General features: G+C 70.7%; 14 protein-coding genes. 7 read left to right on the top strand and 7 right to left on the bottom strand.

Annotation, left to right across the window (positions count from 1 at the left end; all coding sequences use genetic code 11):
• Positions 1-3: 3 nt before the first annotated feature.
• Entirely contained in the window at positions 4-489 is a 486-nt protein-coding gene (rpsI, locus tag G3N18_RS04325) for a 30S ribosomal protein S9 (RefSeq protein ID WP_196383076.1), read from the bottom strand.
• A gap of 26 nt (positions 490-515) precedes the next feature.
• The gene (gene rplM, locus G3N18_RS04320) at positions 516-962 is read right to left on the bottom strand and encodes a 50S ribosomal protein L13 (protein WP_196383075.1); all 447 of its coding nucleotides are present in this window, start codon (positions 960-962) and stop codon (positions 516-518) included.
• A 741-nt stretch (positions 963-1,703) separates the two neighbouring features.
• Between rplM and G3N18_RS04315 the strand changes: the two genes are divergently transcribed.
• The 4 genes from G3N18_RS04315 to G3N18_RS04300 all read left to right on the top strand — a co-directional run bounded on the left by G3N18_RS04315 (position 1,704) and on the right by G3N18_RS04300 (position 5,540).
• On the top strand, positions 1,704-2,231 hold the full coding sequence (locus G3N18_RS04315; protein ID WP_338038257.1) for a peptidase M23: 528 nt from the start codon (positions 1,704-1,706) through the stop codon (positions 2,229-2,231).
• A gap of 46 nt (positions 2,232-2,277) precedes the next feature.
• Positions 2,278-3,282: a glycoside hydrolase family 6 protein gene (locus tag G3N18_RS04310; protein ID WP_338038256.1), complete on the top strand. Its 1,005-nt coding sequence runs from the start codon at positions 2,278-2,280 to the stop codon at positions 3,280-3,282.
• A 39-nt stretch (positions 3,283-3,321) separates the two neighbouring features.
• Positions 3,322-4,308: a response regulator transcription factor gene (locus G3N18_RS04305; RefSeq protein ID WP_196383073.1), complete on the top strand. Its 987-nt coding sequence runs from the start codon at positions 3,322-3,324 to the stop codon at positions 4,306-4,308.
• A 248-nt stretch (positions 4,309-4,556) separates the two neighbouring features.
• On the top strand, positions 4,557-5,540 hold the full coding sequence (locus G3N18_RS04300; RefSeq protein WP_196383072.1) for a hypothetical protein: 984 nt from the start codon (positions 4,557-4,559) through the stop codon (positions 5,538-5,540).
• Between the two features lie 241 nt (positions 5,541-5,781).
• Here the strand turns inward: G3N18_RS04300 and G3N18_RS04295 are convergent, their stop codons facing one another.
• Positions 5,782-7,212 (bottom strand): glycosyltransferase family 2 protein, encoded by a 1,431-nt coding sequence (locus G3N18_RS04295; RefSeq protein ID WP_196383071.1) that lies wholly within the window; start codon positions 7,210-7,212, stop codon positions 5,782-5,784.
• 138 nt (positions 7,213-7,350) lie between these two features.
• On the opposite strand from G3N18_RS04295, the gene G3N18_RS04290 reads away from it, so the two are divergent.
• Positions 7,351-8,328: a hypothetical protein gene (locus G3N18_RS04290; RefSeq protein WP_196383070.1), complete on the top strand. Its 978-nt coding sequence runs from the start codon at positions 7,351-7,353 to the stop codon at positions 8,326-8,328.
• On the opposite strand, the gene G3N18_RS04285 is transcribed toward G3N18_RS04290, so the two are convergent.
• On the bottom strand, positions 8,306-8,941 hold the full coding sequence (locus G3N18_RS04285) for a hypothetical protein (RefSeq protein WP_230403851.1): 636 nt from the start codon (positions 8,939-8,941) through the stop codon (positions 8,306-8,308). The genes G3N18_RS04290 and G3N18_RS04285 overlap by 23 nt on opposite strands.
• A gap of 197 nt (positions 8,942-9,138) precedes the next feature.
• Here G3N18_RS04285 and G3N18_RS04280 point away from each other — a divergent pair, with 197 nt between their 5' ends.
• Complete coding sequence (locus G3N18_RS04280) at positions 9,139-9,954, top strand: response regulator transcription factor (protein WP_196383069.1); 816 nt, start codon at positions 9,139-9,141, stop codon at positions 9,952-9,954.
• Positions 9,955-10,000: 46 nt separating this feature from the next.
• On the opposite strand, the gene G3N18_RS04275 is transcribed toward G3N18_RS04280, so the two are convergent.
• The 3 genes from G3N18_RS04275 to G3N18_RS04265 all read right to left on the bottom strand — a co-directional run bounded on the left by G3N18_RS04275 (position 10,001) and on the right by G3N18_RS04265 (position 12,505).
• Complete coding sequence (locus tag G3N18_RS04275) at positions 10,001-10,684, bottom strand: endonuclease/exonuclease/phosphatase family protein (protein WP_196383068.1); 684 nt, start codon at positions 10,682-10,684, stop codon at positions 10,001-10,003.
• A 77-nt stretch (positions 10,685-10,761) separates the two neighbouring features.
• A complete protein-coding gene (gene truA / locus G3N18_RS04270) occupies positions 10,762-11,598 on the bottom strand; it encodes a tRNA pseudouridine(38-40) synthase TruA (protein WP_196383067.1) in 837 nt (278 codons plus the stop codon).
• Between the two features lie 4 nt (positions 11,599-11,602).
• On the bottom strand, positions 11,603-12,505 hold the full coding sequence (locus tag G3N18_RS04265; protein ID WP_196383066.1) for a carbohydrate kinase family protein: 903 nt from the start codon (positions 12,503-12,505) through the stop codon (positions 11,603-11,605).
• 174 nt (positions 12,506-12,679) lie between these two features.
• On the opposite strand from G3N18_RS04265, the gene G3N18_RS04260 reads away from it, so the two are divergent.
• The coding region (locus G3N18_RS04260; protein WP_196383065.1) for an acyltransferase family protein at positions 12,680-13,977 on the top strand (1,298 nt) is incomplete at its 3' end.

Raw genomic sequence — 13,977 nt, 5'->3', positions numbered from 1 at the left:
AATTTAGCGCTTCGAGTACTGCGGAGCCTTGCGGGCCTTCTTGAGACCGGCCTTCTTGCGCTCGATGACGCGGGCGTCACGCGAGAGGAAGCCGGCCTTCTTCAGCGCCGGGCGGTTGTTCTCGGCGTCGATCTCGTTGAGCGCACGGGCGATGCCGAGGCGCAGCGCGCCGGCCTGACCCGAGGGGCCGCCGCCCGAGATGCGCACGATCACGTCGTATGCACCGGTGAGGTCGAGCAGGGTGAAGGGGTCGGTGATGAGCTGCTGGTGCAGCTTGTTCGGGAAGTAGTCCTCGAACTCACGACCGTTGACGGTGATGGTGCCCGAGCCGGGAACCAGGCGCACGCGGGCGATGGCCTGCTTGCGACGGCCGACGGCCGCACCGGGAACCGAGAGGACCGGGCGCGGGGTCGCGGCGGCCTCGACGGGGGTGCTTTCGGTGGTGTACGACTCGGGGGTCTCTTCGATGGAGTCAGCGATGTTCGCCATGATCTGTTCCTTGTGGTCGGCGGCGCTTACTGGGCGACCTGGTCGAAGGTGTAGGGAGTGGGCTGCTGAGCCGCGTGCGGGTGCTCGGCACCGACGTAGACCTTCAGCTTCGACAGCTGCTGGCGACCCAGGCTGTTCTTGGGGAGCATGCCGCGGATCGCCTTCTCGACGGCGCGGACCGGGTTCTTCTCGAGCAGCTCGGCGTATGAGGTGGCGGTGAGGCCGCCCGGGTAGCCCGAGTGGCGGTAGGCCATCTTCTTCTGCAGCTTCTGGCCCGTCAGCGCGACCTTCTCGGCGTTGATGACGACGACGAAGTCACCGGTGTCGATGTGGTTGGCGAAGGTGGGCTTGTTCTTGCCGCGGAGGATGCGGGCGGCGTGCGAGGCGAGGCGTCCGAGAACGACGTCGGTCGCGTCGATGACGACCCACTCGCGGGTCACTTCACCGGCCTTGGGGGTGTAGGTGCGCGTCACAGTAGTGCTGCTTTCTTGATTCGAACGGAGAGGTTCGTGAATCCCACTCCGGGGTGGTTTCGTGCGGCGGATGCCGGGCGAAACACGCCAGTGGAGGGCTCACGTTCGTGGCGCCGGCCGCAGGCAGCGCGGACACCAAAGGTCGAGTCTACGGCATGTGGATGCCACGGCCAAACCGATCGGTCAGACGAGGACCGTGGCGGGGAAAGACCGGGAGGCCGAGTGCGAGACTCGGCCTCCCGGCAGGTGTTCGCACGCGGGGGGTCGGCGAACACCGAGCCGGTTGTGTGGGGACACATCCGGGGGCATATGTCTACGACGGCCATGGCCGACGAGATGACGCAGACCGACAGAGCTGCGCCCGAGCGCGTCGCAGTCGGGATGCCGCGACAGCTCAAATCCTACTCTGAATCGGGGCTCGACCTCCGCTGTGTGACGGGCGCGGAGGGCGTGTCGCGTGCCCGTCGCGGCTCAGCGCGGCAGCAGCAGCACACCAGCGAGGGTGAGGAGCACGCGCATTCGACGACCGCACGCGCGTCGAAAGGTGGCCGACACCCAGGCATCCACCCGGGCCGACATGCCACAATGCACGCCATGGCGCGACCGGTACCCCGAACCAGGCGCCGGCGAGTTCGCCGGCCGACCGCACGCCGTCGCTCTGCCCGTAAGACCCGCGCTCAGCGCGCGCGGAGAGCGCGTCGGCGACGCGCCGGGGCGATCACCGCGATCTCCGCGTTCCCCGTGCTCGTGATCGCGCTGATCGTGGCATCCGCCCTCGGTGCGTTCCGCGGTGTGCACTCGCTGTCGCCGCTCAGTTCGCCGCCGGCCGTCGCCGACTACGACCAGGAACAGCTCGAGAACGCGGCATCCATCATGCGCGCCGGCCACGACCTGGGCCTGTCGGCGCGCGACCAGGCCATCGGTGTCATGACCGCGCTCGGCGAATCGTCGCTGCGCAACATCGACTACGGGGATTGGGAGACGAGCGGCGTCACCAATCCCGACGGCTCGCGAACCACCTCGATCGGCCTCTTTCAACAGCAGGATGCCTGGGGCCCCCGCGACGCGCGCCTCGACCCCTACACCGCCGCGACCCTCTTCTATCGCGCCATGATCGACCGCGTGCCCGACCGCGACGCGCTCGAGCCCACCATCGTCGCCCACCGCACCCAGATCAACCAAGACCCCGACCACTACGCCCGCTACTGGCCCCGCGCCGTCGCGCTGATCGAGGCACTCTCGGGGGTGGAGAGTGGGCTGGCGCCGTAGTTTCGTATCCGACCCCGCGCACCCCTGCGCGGATAGAGTCGATCGCGTGACGAACCCCCGCCGCCGCGCCACCACCTGGACGGTCGTCAGCATCGCCGCCCTCGCCGTCATCGGCGGGACCGCCATCGGCGCCGCCGCCCTCGCCGGGCTCTTCGGCCCCGCCCCGGCCGCCGCACCCGGCGTCGGCACCACGTTCGCCGTGCTCGACGAATCAGGCGCAGCACAGGCATCCACCACGGCTACCGGCACCGCCCTCGACGCCGCCGACTACCTCGCCGCCCAGCCCACCGCCTACTGGCTCACCCCCGAGCGCGACCCCATCGGCACGGCCGGCGACCGCGTCACCGCCCTCGCCGCCGAAGCGCGCGCCCAGCACGCCACCCTCGCCCTCGTCATCTACGGACTGCCCGAACGCGACTGCGGCAACCACTCCGCCGGCGGCCTCGACGCCGCCGACTACCCCGTCTGGGTCGACGAGATCGCCGCCGCCCTCACCGCCGCGCCCGACGTACCCGCCGTGATCGTGCTCGAACCCGACAGCCTCGCCCTCGCCACCGAATGCGGCAACCTCGACGCGCGCGTGCCGCAGCTGCGCACCGCCGTCGATGCGCTGCAACGCTCCGACACCTGGACCTACCTCGACGGCGGCCACTCCACCTGGCACCGCCCCGCCGAACAAGCCGACCTGATCGCCGCCGTCGGCCTCGACGGAGTGCGCGGCTTCAGCACCAACGTGTCGAACTTCAACGCCGCCACCGCCGAATTCGACTACGCCCACGCCCTTGCCGACGCCCTCGCCCACTCCGGCGCCGGCGAAGCACACGCCCTCATCGACACCTCGCGCAGCGGCGCCGGCTCGAACGGCGAATGGTGCAACCCCTCCGGACGGCTCGTGGGCGAGGCATCCGGCACCCTCGGCGACGGCGTCGTCGACACCAACCTCTGGATCAAACCACCCGGCGAAAGCGACGGCCCCTGCAACGGCGGGCCCGCCGCCGGCAGCTGGTGGAACGACGCCGCCATCGAACTCACACGCGCCGTCCGTCGGTAGCATGGCGTGACAGGGGTGACGCACGTGACAGGAGAGGGCATGACTCAGGGGGACGGCGAGAAGACCGCGGTCGTCATCGAAGACGACGCCGACGTGCGGCACATGCTCGCCGACGTGCTCGAAGCGGCCGGATTCTCGACCATCTCGGTCGGCAACGGCATCGACGGCGTGCGCGCCGTCGAGACCTACCAACCCCTCGTCACGACCCTCGACGTCAACCTGCCGGGCATCGACGGTTACGAAGCGGCCCGCCGCATCCGCGCCCGCAGCAACACCTACGTCATCATGCTCACCGGCCAGACCGAAGAGACCGACGTCGTCATGGGCCTCGCCGCCGGCGCCGACGACTTCATCGCCAAACCCTTCCGCCCCCGCGAACTGCGCGCCCGCATCGAAGCGATGCTCCGCCGCCCCCGCGGCGGAAACGACGGTTCGAGCGCAGGTGCCCCGGGCCCCGGCGGTGCGGCGAGCGCAGGCGCTTACGGCGGCACCGGCGCGCAGCCCGCACCCCGGCAGGATGCCGTGGGGCCCTCATTCCCGACCCGCTCCGGCGCCGGGGCGCAGACCGGCGCCATCTCGGTGGGCGCCATCGCCGCCGCCGCAGCCGGCGCCCTCGACACCGTCGGCGGGGGCCCGGGGGGTGACTCCGAAGAGCTCATCGTGCTGAACGGGGCGCTCCGCGAGGCATCCATCGCGGAATCGTGGCTCACCCACCGCGACCTCGCCCTCGAACCCGACATGCGCATCGCCCGTATCGGCGAGCGCGAGATCGACCTCACCCGCACCGAGTTCGACCTGCTCGCCGCGCTGCTCGAATCGAAGCGCCGCGTGCGCAGCAAAGCCGACCTCGCGCTCGTGCTGCGCGGCGAGTCGTACGTCACCACCTACTTCGTCGGCGACGCCGACAAGCGCGCCATCGAAGCGCACATGACGAACCTGCGCCGCAAACTCGGCGACGAAGCCACCAACCCGCGCTACATCGAGACCGTGCGCGGCGTCGGCTACCGTCTGACCTCCGAGACCTGACGCGGCGGCCGGCCGCTGCCGCGCGCCCGCCGCTGCCGCGCGCCCGCCGCTGCCGCGAATCACCACCCGTTTCGCGAGTCACCACCCGATTCACACGGAACGCGTGAGGATTCGGCAATTCGGTGGTGACTCGGCGAGAGCGGCGGCAGCGCGCGCCGGCTCCTCCACAGGGGCGGTAGGTGGCGAGTTGTCCGCAGATGCGGCGGCGGGCGGGGGTGGGCCGCGGCCCGGCGGGCACACTGGCGGGCATGCGCGTCGACGAAGCCCGGAGCCACCTGCTCACCCGCGACCACCTCATCCTCGCGGGGCTCAGCGACCGCGGCATCGAGCGCGAGATCGGCGCCAAGACCCTCATCCGGGTGCGCCCCGGACGCTACGTCGCGAGCGAGCACTGGACCCCCGCCTTCGCAGAGGAGCGACACCTCATCGCGGTGACCGCGACCGCCGACAGCCTGCACCCCGGCCGCGACGCCGTCGCGGTGCTCACCTCGGCCGCGGTGCTGCACGGCCTGCCGCTGTGGAAGTGCCGACTCGATCGCGTGCACCTCGCATCGTCGACGTGCAACGGTCAGACGCAGCGAGAGATGGATGCCACGGCACGCCACCGCATCACCGTGTCGGCAGAGGACATCGTGCGCATCGATGGCATCCGTTGCTCATCGCTGCCTCGCACCGTCGCCGACCTGCTGCGCCACCTCGACGCGACGCGCGGCCTCGCGGTCGTCGACGCCGCGATGCGCGCGGTCGCCGGGAACCCGCGGCACCGCGCCTACGACCCCGACCGCGCCGACTCGCTGCGAGCCGCGATCGCCGAGCGCTTGCCCGCCGGGGCGCGCGGAGTGAAACGCGCACGTATGGTGCTCGCCCTCGGCGACGGCCGCTCGGCGAGCGCCGGCGAGAGCGTCAGCCGCATGCTGCTCGTGCAGCTCGGGTTCGCCGCGCCGCGCCTGCAGGTCGCCATCCCCGGCCCGTTCGGCAACGACTATTTCGTCGACTTCGGCCTCGACGATGCGAACGCCTGGGGAGAATACGACGGCACGGTCAAGTACACCGACCCGGCGATGCGCGGAGCGGACGAGGGGCTCGCCGAGGTGCTGCTGCACGAGAAGCAGCGCGAAGATTGGATCCGCGGCACCACGCAGCGCCACTACGGCCGGTGGGGCACCGAGCACCTTCAGCTCGCCGCGCTCCGCTCGCGCCTCGCGAGCTTTCACATCCACCCGCCGCGCTGACCCCGCGCGCGCTGCGCGAATCACCACCCGTTTCGCGAATCACCACCCGATCCGCGCGAAAGCGGTGGTGACTCGGCAGATGCGTGGTGATTCGCGGGCGCGGGCGGGCGGAGCCGGGCGCGCGGATGCCCCGCACCCGCCCGCCCGCCTGCAAGGAACCGCCCCCGGCCCCGCGTGATCGCGGAGCCGGGGGCGGGTCGGACTGACGTCCCCCCAGCGGACGTCAGATCCAGCATCCGTGTCAGACGGTGAACCCGTTCTGACGACGGATGAGCTTGACGAACATCGACAGCGTCTGCACGACGGTGATGACACCGACGATCGGCCACCCGATCCAGAGGATCGTCGACTGCACCATGATCGGCAGCATCAGCCAGACGGCGACCATCGCGGCGACGACCGCGACCGCACCGATCAGCGGCACCCAGTGGCCGAAGCCGCCGCCGCGCTCGGCCTTGGCCTGCAGCGCCCAGTTGTCGACCTTCTTGCGCGAGAGGAACCGCGCCCACGACCGCAGAAAGTGGCTGCAGCGGATCCACATGTAGATCTCGGCCGGGAACAGCAGCAGCCCGAACAGGATGTCTCGCGCCGACCGGTTCTTCATCGTCAGCGCCATGCGGGTGTTCAGCGCGATCGCCACCACCGGCGGCACGAGCCACCAGTACGAGAACACGAACGCCCCGATCGACAGCGACGCCGCCAGAAGTGTCACGAACGCGATGCGCACGAACATGTTCATGAGCATGTCGAAGTGCTCGAGCCACCGCACCCGCAGGTTGGGGTGGAACGGCTGCCCCTTCGTGTCGCCGCGCTGACCGGGCCACATCAGCTCGATCGCGCCGTACGTCCACTTCACCTGCTGGGCATCGAGCGCCCGCAGGGTCGTCATGCCGCCCACGTCGGCTCGCGCGAACGGGCTGATCTTGGTCAGATAGCCGGCGCTCTTGATCTGCAGCGACAGCAGCGAGTCTTCGACCTCGCTGTCTTTCACCCAGGGCGTGCGCTGGCGGTTCTCGCGCATCACATCGCGCAGCGCCTGCGTCGAGAAGATCGAGAACTGCCCGCCGAGCACCGCCATGTTGCGCCCGCGCAGCAGGTTGTGCAGGTTGAACGCCGCGAACTGCGAGCGCTGACCCGTGATGAGGAACTTCGCGAGGAAGCCCTTGATCGGGCTCTCGTCGATCGAGTAGATCGCCGAGATGCCGCCGATGCGGCTGTCGGAGACCGCCTCGGACTCGAGGTATTCCACCGCGCGGCGGTCGGCGACCGTGTCGCCGTCGACGCCGAGCAGGTAGTCGTAGCCCTCGACGAGCGAGTAGCCGTAGTTCAGCGCCCCGACCTTCTTGTCGGGGTTCTTGCCGATGTCGTGCACGAACACTTCGGTGAACTGCTCGCCGAGCTCGGTGTGCAGCTCGTGCGGGCCGGCGTACTGCGAGGCGAGCTTGACCGTGGCATCCGTCGTGTTGTTGACGACCACGTGGATGACATCGGGCACCCGCGTCTGGTTGAGAAGACCGGCCAGCACATCGGCGATCGACTCTTCTTCGTTGTAGGCGGGGATGACGCAGCCGATCGTCGACCGGTGGGTCGAGGTGTCGTCGAGCACCGACTCGAAGTCGTCGGGGAACTGGTGGTCGCTGGCGAGCACCAGGTCGCGGGGGCTGTCGTTCATGTGCTCCACTGTGCCGGGGCGACCGCAACGAACACCCCGGGCACCCGCGAGCGAACCGCAAGGTTTGCGCAAGGAATCCCCCGGATGCCTCGCCGCGCCTCGCCACAGCCGCCCACAGCCCGCCGATCGGCTCGGCGTATGAGCGCGCCAGAGACGACCACGGTGCGCGCGCTCGCCGTGAAGGCGAGCCCCCGCAATCGGTCGATCTGGCTGTGGCAGCTGTCGCTGGCCGCCGTGATCGTGATCCTCACGCTCGCGATCGTCGTGCTCGTTCCCACCCAGCTCGCCGAACCGACCACCGCCGCCGGCCTCGCGCTGATCCTCATCTTCACGGTCGTCGCCCTCATCGTGCCGTGGGACCGCGTCAGCCGCTCGACGATCGCGGTGCTGCCGTTCGCCGACATCCTCGCGATCGGTCTCATCGCCTACGCCGCGTTCTCACTCGTCGTCGCGGGCGTCGGCGCCGTGAGCATCGTGGTGGGCCTGGTCGCCCCGGGCGACGCAGGCGAGTCGCTCGAGTTCCTGCGCACCGTCAACTCCCTCGGCATGCTCGCCTACGTCGTCTGCGCACTCGTGACGCTGCTGTTCATCGCGCGCGGCGGCACGGGCGCCGCGACCGGTTCGACGTTCGCCGTGGTCGCCGCCGACCGTCTCGCCCGGGCGCAGCGCGCGGGCGAACGCTCGTGGGCGCTCGTGTATGCGCAGATCGACGACGCCGAAAACCTCCGCATCGTCGCCGGAGATTCGGGGTTCGCGGCGATCGCCGAGCGGCTGCGCGGCGACGTGATCGAGATCTTCCCCACCGAAGCCGACCTCGGCTGGTTCGCCCCCGCGGGCGTCGCCGTGCTCGTCGCGCAACCCTCGGCCGTGCTGCGCGAGCGGGTGGGCACGCTGCTGCGCGCGTTCGCGGCGAGCGGCGCCGGCGTGCGGGTCGGTACCTCGGCATCGTCGGCTGGGCGAGCGTCGCAGAGTTCGGCTAAGACCTCGACGCCCTGCGCGCCGCGGCGCGCGACGCGGCGGCACGGGCGGCCGACGCCGGCGGAGACCGCTGGGAGCGCGCCGTCGTCTGACCCGCCGCGGCGCGGCGCCCGCCTCAGTGCGCGATCGCGACGGTGAGGGTGTCGGTGGCGGTCTGCTTGGCGTACTCGGTCGAGGTCGGCGTCGTCTGCACGAGGAAGTCGTAGGTCAGCTCGATCGTCACGAACGTCGCCTCGGCGGGCACCGCGCCCACCGTGAACTGCTGCGAATAGCTGTACGGGCTCAGCACCAGGTAGCCCGGCGGCGTCGTCGCCTGGTCGATCTGCGGGTCGAGGGCGGTCAGAGCGCCCGAGGCGTTCCCCGGAACGGCGACCATCGTCGCGCGCTGCAGGTACACCTTCTGCCCGTCCGAGGGCGAGACGGTGGTCACGAGCGACAGCTTGAGCGGCTTCAGCGCCGACGCCGTCCACTTGTCCATCGACAGCTCCGACCAGTAGTCGACCGTCGCACTCACCGCTCCCGCCGTCAGGGTGCGCTGCGTCGACCCGCTCGACAGGTCGTTGGGCACGGGCTCGGGAACGGTGCTCGTCGAGGCCGAGGGGCTCGGTCCGTCGCCGCCGTCTGCCCAGGGGGCCGCACCGCACCCGGCGAGCGCGAGGATCACAAGGAGGCCAGCGAATCCTCCTGCGCGCCGCCGCGCGCGAGCGGCGATCTCGGGGACCACCTTTGATGTTGATCTGCCGTTCACCATCGGGACCCCTTCCGCTTCGCGCCAGTCTATGGCGCCCGCCGATGCGTCAGAGAAGCACACGATCAGGTGATGCTGAGGTTGTCTTGGCGAGATCCACAGCGAGCGTGGGGACCGCACAGCCGGGCGCGAGAACTGCGCGGAAGGCGGAATCGAAGTCTGGCACAATCAGACCAACACACGCAGCGAGGAGGGCACCGATGGGTGAGCCTGCACGGCAGACGGCCGTCGTCATCGACGACGATGCCGACGTGCGCGACCTCCTCGTGCAGGTGCTCTCCAGCGCAGGGTTCGACGTCTTCGCCGTCGACAACGGATATGACGGTGTCGATGCGGTACGCACGCATGATCCCGACATCACCACCCTCGACGTGAACATGCCCGGCATCGACGGCTATGAGACCGCGCGGCGCATCCGTGAGCACAGCAACACCTACATCCTGCTCATCACCGCGCTCACCGAAGAGGCCGACGCGGTTCTCGGGTTCAGTGTCGGTGCGGACGACGTGGTGACGAAACCGTTTCGCGCACGCGAGTTGCGCGCTCGTGTGCTCGCGGCGCAACGCCGTCAGCCCCGCGGATCCACACGATCCGTCCCCGAGAGCGGGGGCGTCGGCGGCGCTGATACGACGGGACAGCTCTCGGCGACGACCGCGGGAGCGCAGACGCTGATCGGCAATGCCGGACTCGTCGTCGACCGCGCCACCCACAGCGTCTCCATCGATGGACATCCGATCCTGCTCACCCGGACCGAGTTCGAGCTTCTCGCCACCCTCCTCGAGGCGACCCCGGAGGTTCGCAGCAAAGCCCACCTCGTGGGAGCTCTCCGGCCCGGGCAGAGCGGCGGAAGAAGCCTCGTCTCCGATGCCGATGAACGAGCGATCGAGACTCACATGACCAATCTGCGCCGCAAACTCGGCGACTCTGTGGCCGAGCCCCGCTTCATCGAGACACTTCGCGCAGTCGGCTACCGTGCGATCGCACCGCATCCCTCGACGGACCTCAGAGCTCACTGACACACGCGCTCAGTTCTCGCTCAGGAGTTGTCAGCACCGAGGCGCATCAGACGATCGACACGGCCTTCGGGGTCGCCGTCACGAGGATCGGCAGGTGGTCGCTGCGCCCCTGCGGCAGCGTCGTGATGGTGTCGATGTCGAAGCCCACGCTCGTGGCGAAGTCGTAGTGCCCCTTGAAGAACTTGTAGCGCGTGTAGGTGCGCGCGTCGCTGAGGCTCAGCTCGTACCCCGCTTCGCGCACCTTCTGGCTGAGGTTCTCTTTGAACACGGGGTAGTTGTAGTCGCCCACCATCAGGATCGGCAGCCCCTCACCGAGACTCGCGAGCTCTTCGAGCGCTGCCGAGATCTGCTTGCGTCGCAGTGAGTTCAGTGCCGTGAGCGGGGCGGCGTGAAAGCTCGCCACGATGAACTCGCGGCCGTGGTCGATGTCGCGCAGGCGCACCGCCAGCATCCGTTCCTCGGCGGGCTTGAGCACCCGGTCGTGCAGCGACTTCTTCAGCGCCATCGAGCGCACCTCGAGGGCGTCGAAGGTGTTGCGGCGCAGGTACACGGCCAGGCCCAGACGGTTGCGTGCGGTGGCCTCGGCCAATTGCAGGCCCGCGATCTCGGGGGCCAGTGCATCGGTCACGGCTTCTTGCAGGCACAGGATGTCGGCACCGGTCGCCTCGACGAGATCGTCGAGCTCGCCGATCGCCTTGTGCTTGTTGAGGTTGTACGAGATGACCTTCATCGTGCCGCCAGCCTAGGGGTGCAACCCATGAACCTGCTCGGTCTTGACACAGTGTTCCCCGAGGGTTCGCGCGGCGGTCAATCCTCGTCGAGCGAGCGCCGCGCGCGGGTCTGCTCGGCGCGCAGCGCCAGCAGGTCGTCGGCCGGGTAGCCGACCTCGGTGAGGGTGAGACCGCGCGCGGCGAGCACCTTCGTCTCACTCGTGCGGATGCCTGCGTCACGGATGCCCGCCACGTCGGCCACGCTGAGCCGCCCCTCGCCCACCGCCGCGCACGCGCCGACGAGCGCGCGCACCATGCTGTGGCAGAACGCGTCGGCCTTGACGTTCGCGACGAGGATGCCGTGCGCGTCGCGCCGCCAGCCGAACTCGAGCAGGGTGCGGATCGTCGTCGCGCCCTCGCGCCATTTGCAGTACGCCGCGAAGTCGTGCAGTCCGATGAGGGAGCGCGCCGCGGCATCCATCGCCTCGACGTCGAGGTGCGCCTTCACCCTCGTCGTGCGCACACGGTCGAGCGGATCGTACGGGGTGTGCAGGTCGGCGAGGCGGTACTCGTACCGCCGCCACACGGCCGAGAAGCGCGCGTCGAATCCGGGCGCGGCTTCGGCGCTGCGGTGCACGACGACGTCGGGGTACTGCCCGAGCACGCCCGTGATGCGGGCGGCGAGCGCCTCGGGCTGGGGGCTTCGCCCTTTCGCGAGGCGCGCGCGCTGCTCGTCGGTGAGGTCGAGGTGGGCCACCTGGCCCGACGCGTGCACGCCGGCGTCGGTGCGACCCGCGACGACCAGCTGCGGCTGCCCGCCGAGCACCCGGGCGATCGCCGTCTCGAGTGTGCCCTGCACCGTGCGCAGCTCGGGCTGGCGGGCCCAGCCGCGAAAGCCGGTGCCGTCGTAGGCGAGATCGAGGCGCAGGCGCACCCGGTCAGCCTAGCCGGGCGTCGACCTCGGCACGCGTCGGCGGGTTGGCGCCCGCCCGCGAGACCGTGATGCCGGCGGTCACCGCCGCACGGCGCAGCGCCGCCTCGAGCGCGTCGGGCGACGTGAAGAGGCGGTCGTCGTCGAGCGCGCTCGACACGAGGCTCGCCATCGCGGCATCGCCCGCGCCGATCGTGTCGGCGACCGTCACGACGAGCGGCGCGGCCTCGACCAGTCCGTGCGGGCCGCGCGCGAGAAGACCCTCTGCGCCGCGCGTCAGCACGACCAGGCGCGGCCCGAGCGCGGCGATCTCGTCGAGCACCTCTTCGTCGTCGAGGTCGGGGTACAGCCAGTGCGCGTCTTCGTCGCTCAGCTTGACGAGATCGGCCGAGGCCGCGGCCTCGCCGAATCGCGCGAGCGCTGCGGCATGATCGCCGACGAGCGCGGGGCGGATGTTCGGGTCGACGCTGACGATCGCCCCCGCGGCCCGCGCCGCCCGGAGCGTCTCGAGCACGGCCACGCCACCCGGTTCGAGAAACAGCGCGATCGAGCCCGTGTGCACGGCGCGCACGCCGCGCAGATCGTCGGCCGTGATCGCGGGCACGTCCCACGTGATCGCGAAGTCGTATTCGGCCGATCCGTCGGCGCGCAGCCGCGCCCGCGCGGTCGAGGTCGGCTCGCCCGAGAACGAACGCTCGTCGAGACGCGCGCCCGATCGCCCGATCTGCTCGGCGATCCGCCGACCGCGCTCGTCGTCGCCCACCCGGGTCAGCAGGCGCGTGCCGTGGCCCTGCCGGGCAAGGCCCACCGCGACGTTCGCAGGACTGCCGCCCACGAGTTCGCGGTCGCCGTCCTCCCCCGTGACGATGTCGATCAGGGCTTCTCCGACGACCAGCACATCCGTGTCCATGCTTCAGTCCTACCCGATGGCGGGGGCGGCCGCGAACCGCACCGCCGACGCCCCGCGCACCCTGAACCCAGGTGCGGTACGTAGACTGGATCGTTCCCCACCGGCATCCACGCGGCTGCGCCGCCCGCCCGCCGCGCCGTGCCCCGACCGCCCCGTCTGCACCGCTTTTCGATCATGAACACACCCACCGCGCCCCGTTACGCCGGGCTCGACGGCCTGCGCGCCGTCGCCGTGCTGCTCGTCGTGCTCTACCACCTCTTTCCGACCTGGTTCCTGAACTCGGGCTTCGTCGGCGTCGACGCCTTCTTCGTCATCTCGGGCTTTCTGATCACCTCGCTGCTGCTGCGCGAGCGCGCCGCGACCGGCCGCATCGCCCTCGGCGCGTTCTGGGCGCGCCGCGCACGCCGACTCGTGCCCGCCCTCGTCGCGGTCGTGACGATCTGCGCGAGCGCGGCGTGGCTGATCGGTGGCGACGTGCTGCTCGGCGTCGGGCGGCAGGTGCTCGGTGCGGCGACGTTCTCGTACAACTGGCTCGCGATCGCGGGCGGATCGACGTACTTCAGCGCGGGCGAACCCGAACTCTTCCGCAACCTCTGGTCGCTCGCCGTCGAAGAGCAGTTCTACCTGGTCTGGCCGCTGCTGCTGCCCGTGCTGCTGCTCGCCCGCCGCCGCGGGCTGCGGGTCGGCGCGGCGCTCGTGCTCGCCGCGTGCTCGGCCGCGTGGGCGTTCGGCGTGGTCGCCGGCGGCGGCAGTCTCACCCGCGCCTACTACGGCACCGACACGCACGCGTTCGGCCTGCTGATCGGCGTCGCTCTCGCGTTCGCTCTCGACCGCACGGCGGGTCGCACGGAGGGCGGCTCGACGGGTGCTCTGACGATGGATGCCTCGCCCCGCCCCGTCCGGCGCGGGCCGGCCGTCTCGACCACGGCGCTCACCGCCGTCGGCGGCGTCGCGGCCTTCGCGGGTCTCGTCGCGGTCGCGTGCCTGCCCGGCGGGGAGACAGCCTTTCCGGCGGTGCCGCTGCTCGCTTCGATCCTGACGGCGGCCGTCATCGCGGCGGCTGTCTCGGCGGGCTCCCCGCTCGGTAGGGCGCTCGATGTGGCGCCGCTGCGGTGGATCGGCGAACGCTCGTACGGCATCTACCTCTGGCACTGGCCGGTCGTCGTGCTGCTGACCGTCGCGGTCACCGGAACGATGGTCGACACGGCGATCCCCGTCGGGGTCGGCATCGCGGCCCTCGCGATCACCGTCGCCGCCGCGGCCGCGTCGTATCGACTGCTCGAGCAGCCCGTGCGCCGGCTCGGCGTCGGCGGCGCCCTTCGCGCGCTCCGCGCACGCCTCGCCTCGAACCCGGTGCGGCGGTTCGGGGCGATCACCCTCGTGGCCGCCGCCGCCCTCGGCACGGTGGGCACCGCCGCTGCGGTGGCCGCCTCACCGACGGTGAGTTCGAGCGAGGCCGTCGTGCAGGCCGG

The sequence above is a fragment of the Microbacterium paulum genome (assembly GCF_015707995.1).
GTDB lineage: Bacteria > Actinomycetota > Actinomycetes > Actinomycetales > Microbacteriaceae > Microbacterium > Microbacterium paulum.
The sequence above is the reverse complement of the archived record's forward strand: the minus strand, read 5'-3'. Positions and strand labels throughout refer to the sequence as shown.

What these genes read in the sequence shown, in the direction of transcription:
- G3N18_RS04300 (WP_196383072.1), top strand. Translation starts at nt 4,557, where the DNA reads ATGCGCGTCGACGAAGCCCGGAGCCACCTGCTCACCCGCGACCACCTC.
- G3N18_RS04285 (WP_230403851.1), bottom strand. Translation starts at nt 8,941, where the DNA reads ATGGTGAACGGCAGATCAACATCAAAGGTGGTCCCCGAGATCGCCGCT.
- G3N18_RS04295 (WP_196383071.1), bottom strand. Translation starts at nt 7,212, where the DNA reads ATGAACGACAGCCCCCGCGACCTGGTGCTCGCCAGCGACCACCAGTTC.
- G3N18_RS04290 (WP_196383070.1), top strand. Translation starts at nt 7,351, where the DNA reads ATGAGCGCGCCAGAGACGACCACGGTGCGCGCGCTCGCCGTGAAGGCG.
- G3N18_RS04275 (WP_196383068.1), bottom strand. Translation starts at nt 10,684, where the DNA reads ATGAAGGTCATCTCGTACAACCTCAACAAGCACAAGGCGATCGGCGAG.
- G3N18_RS04280 (WP_196383069.1), top strand. Translation starts at nt 9,139, where the DNA reads ATGGGTGAGCCTGCACGGCAGACGGCCGTCGTCATCGACGACGATGCC.
- rpsI (WP_196383076.1), bottom strand. Translation starts at nt 489, where the DNA reads ATGGCGAACATCGCTGACTCCATCGAAGAGACCCCCGAGTCGTACACC.
- G3N18_RS04305 (WP_196383073.1), top strand. Translation starts at nt 3,322, where the DNA reads ATGACTCAGGGGGACGGCGAGAAGACCGCGGTCGTCATCGAAGACGAC.
- G3N18_RS04265 (WP_196383066.1), bottom strand. Translation starts at nt 12,505, where the DNA reads ATGGACACGGATGTGCTGGTCGTCGGAGAAGCCCTGATCGACATCGTC.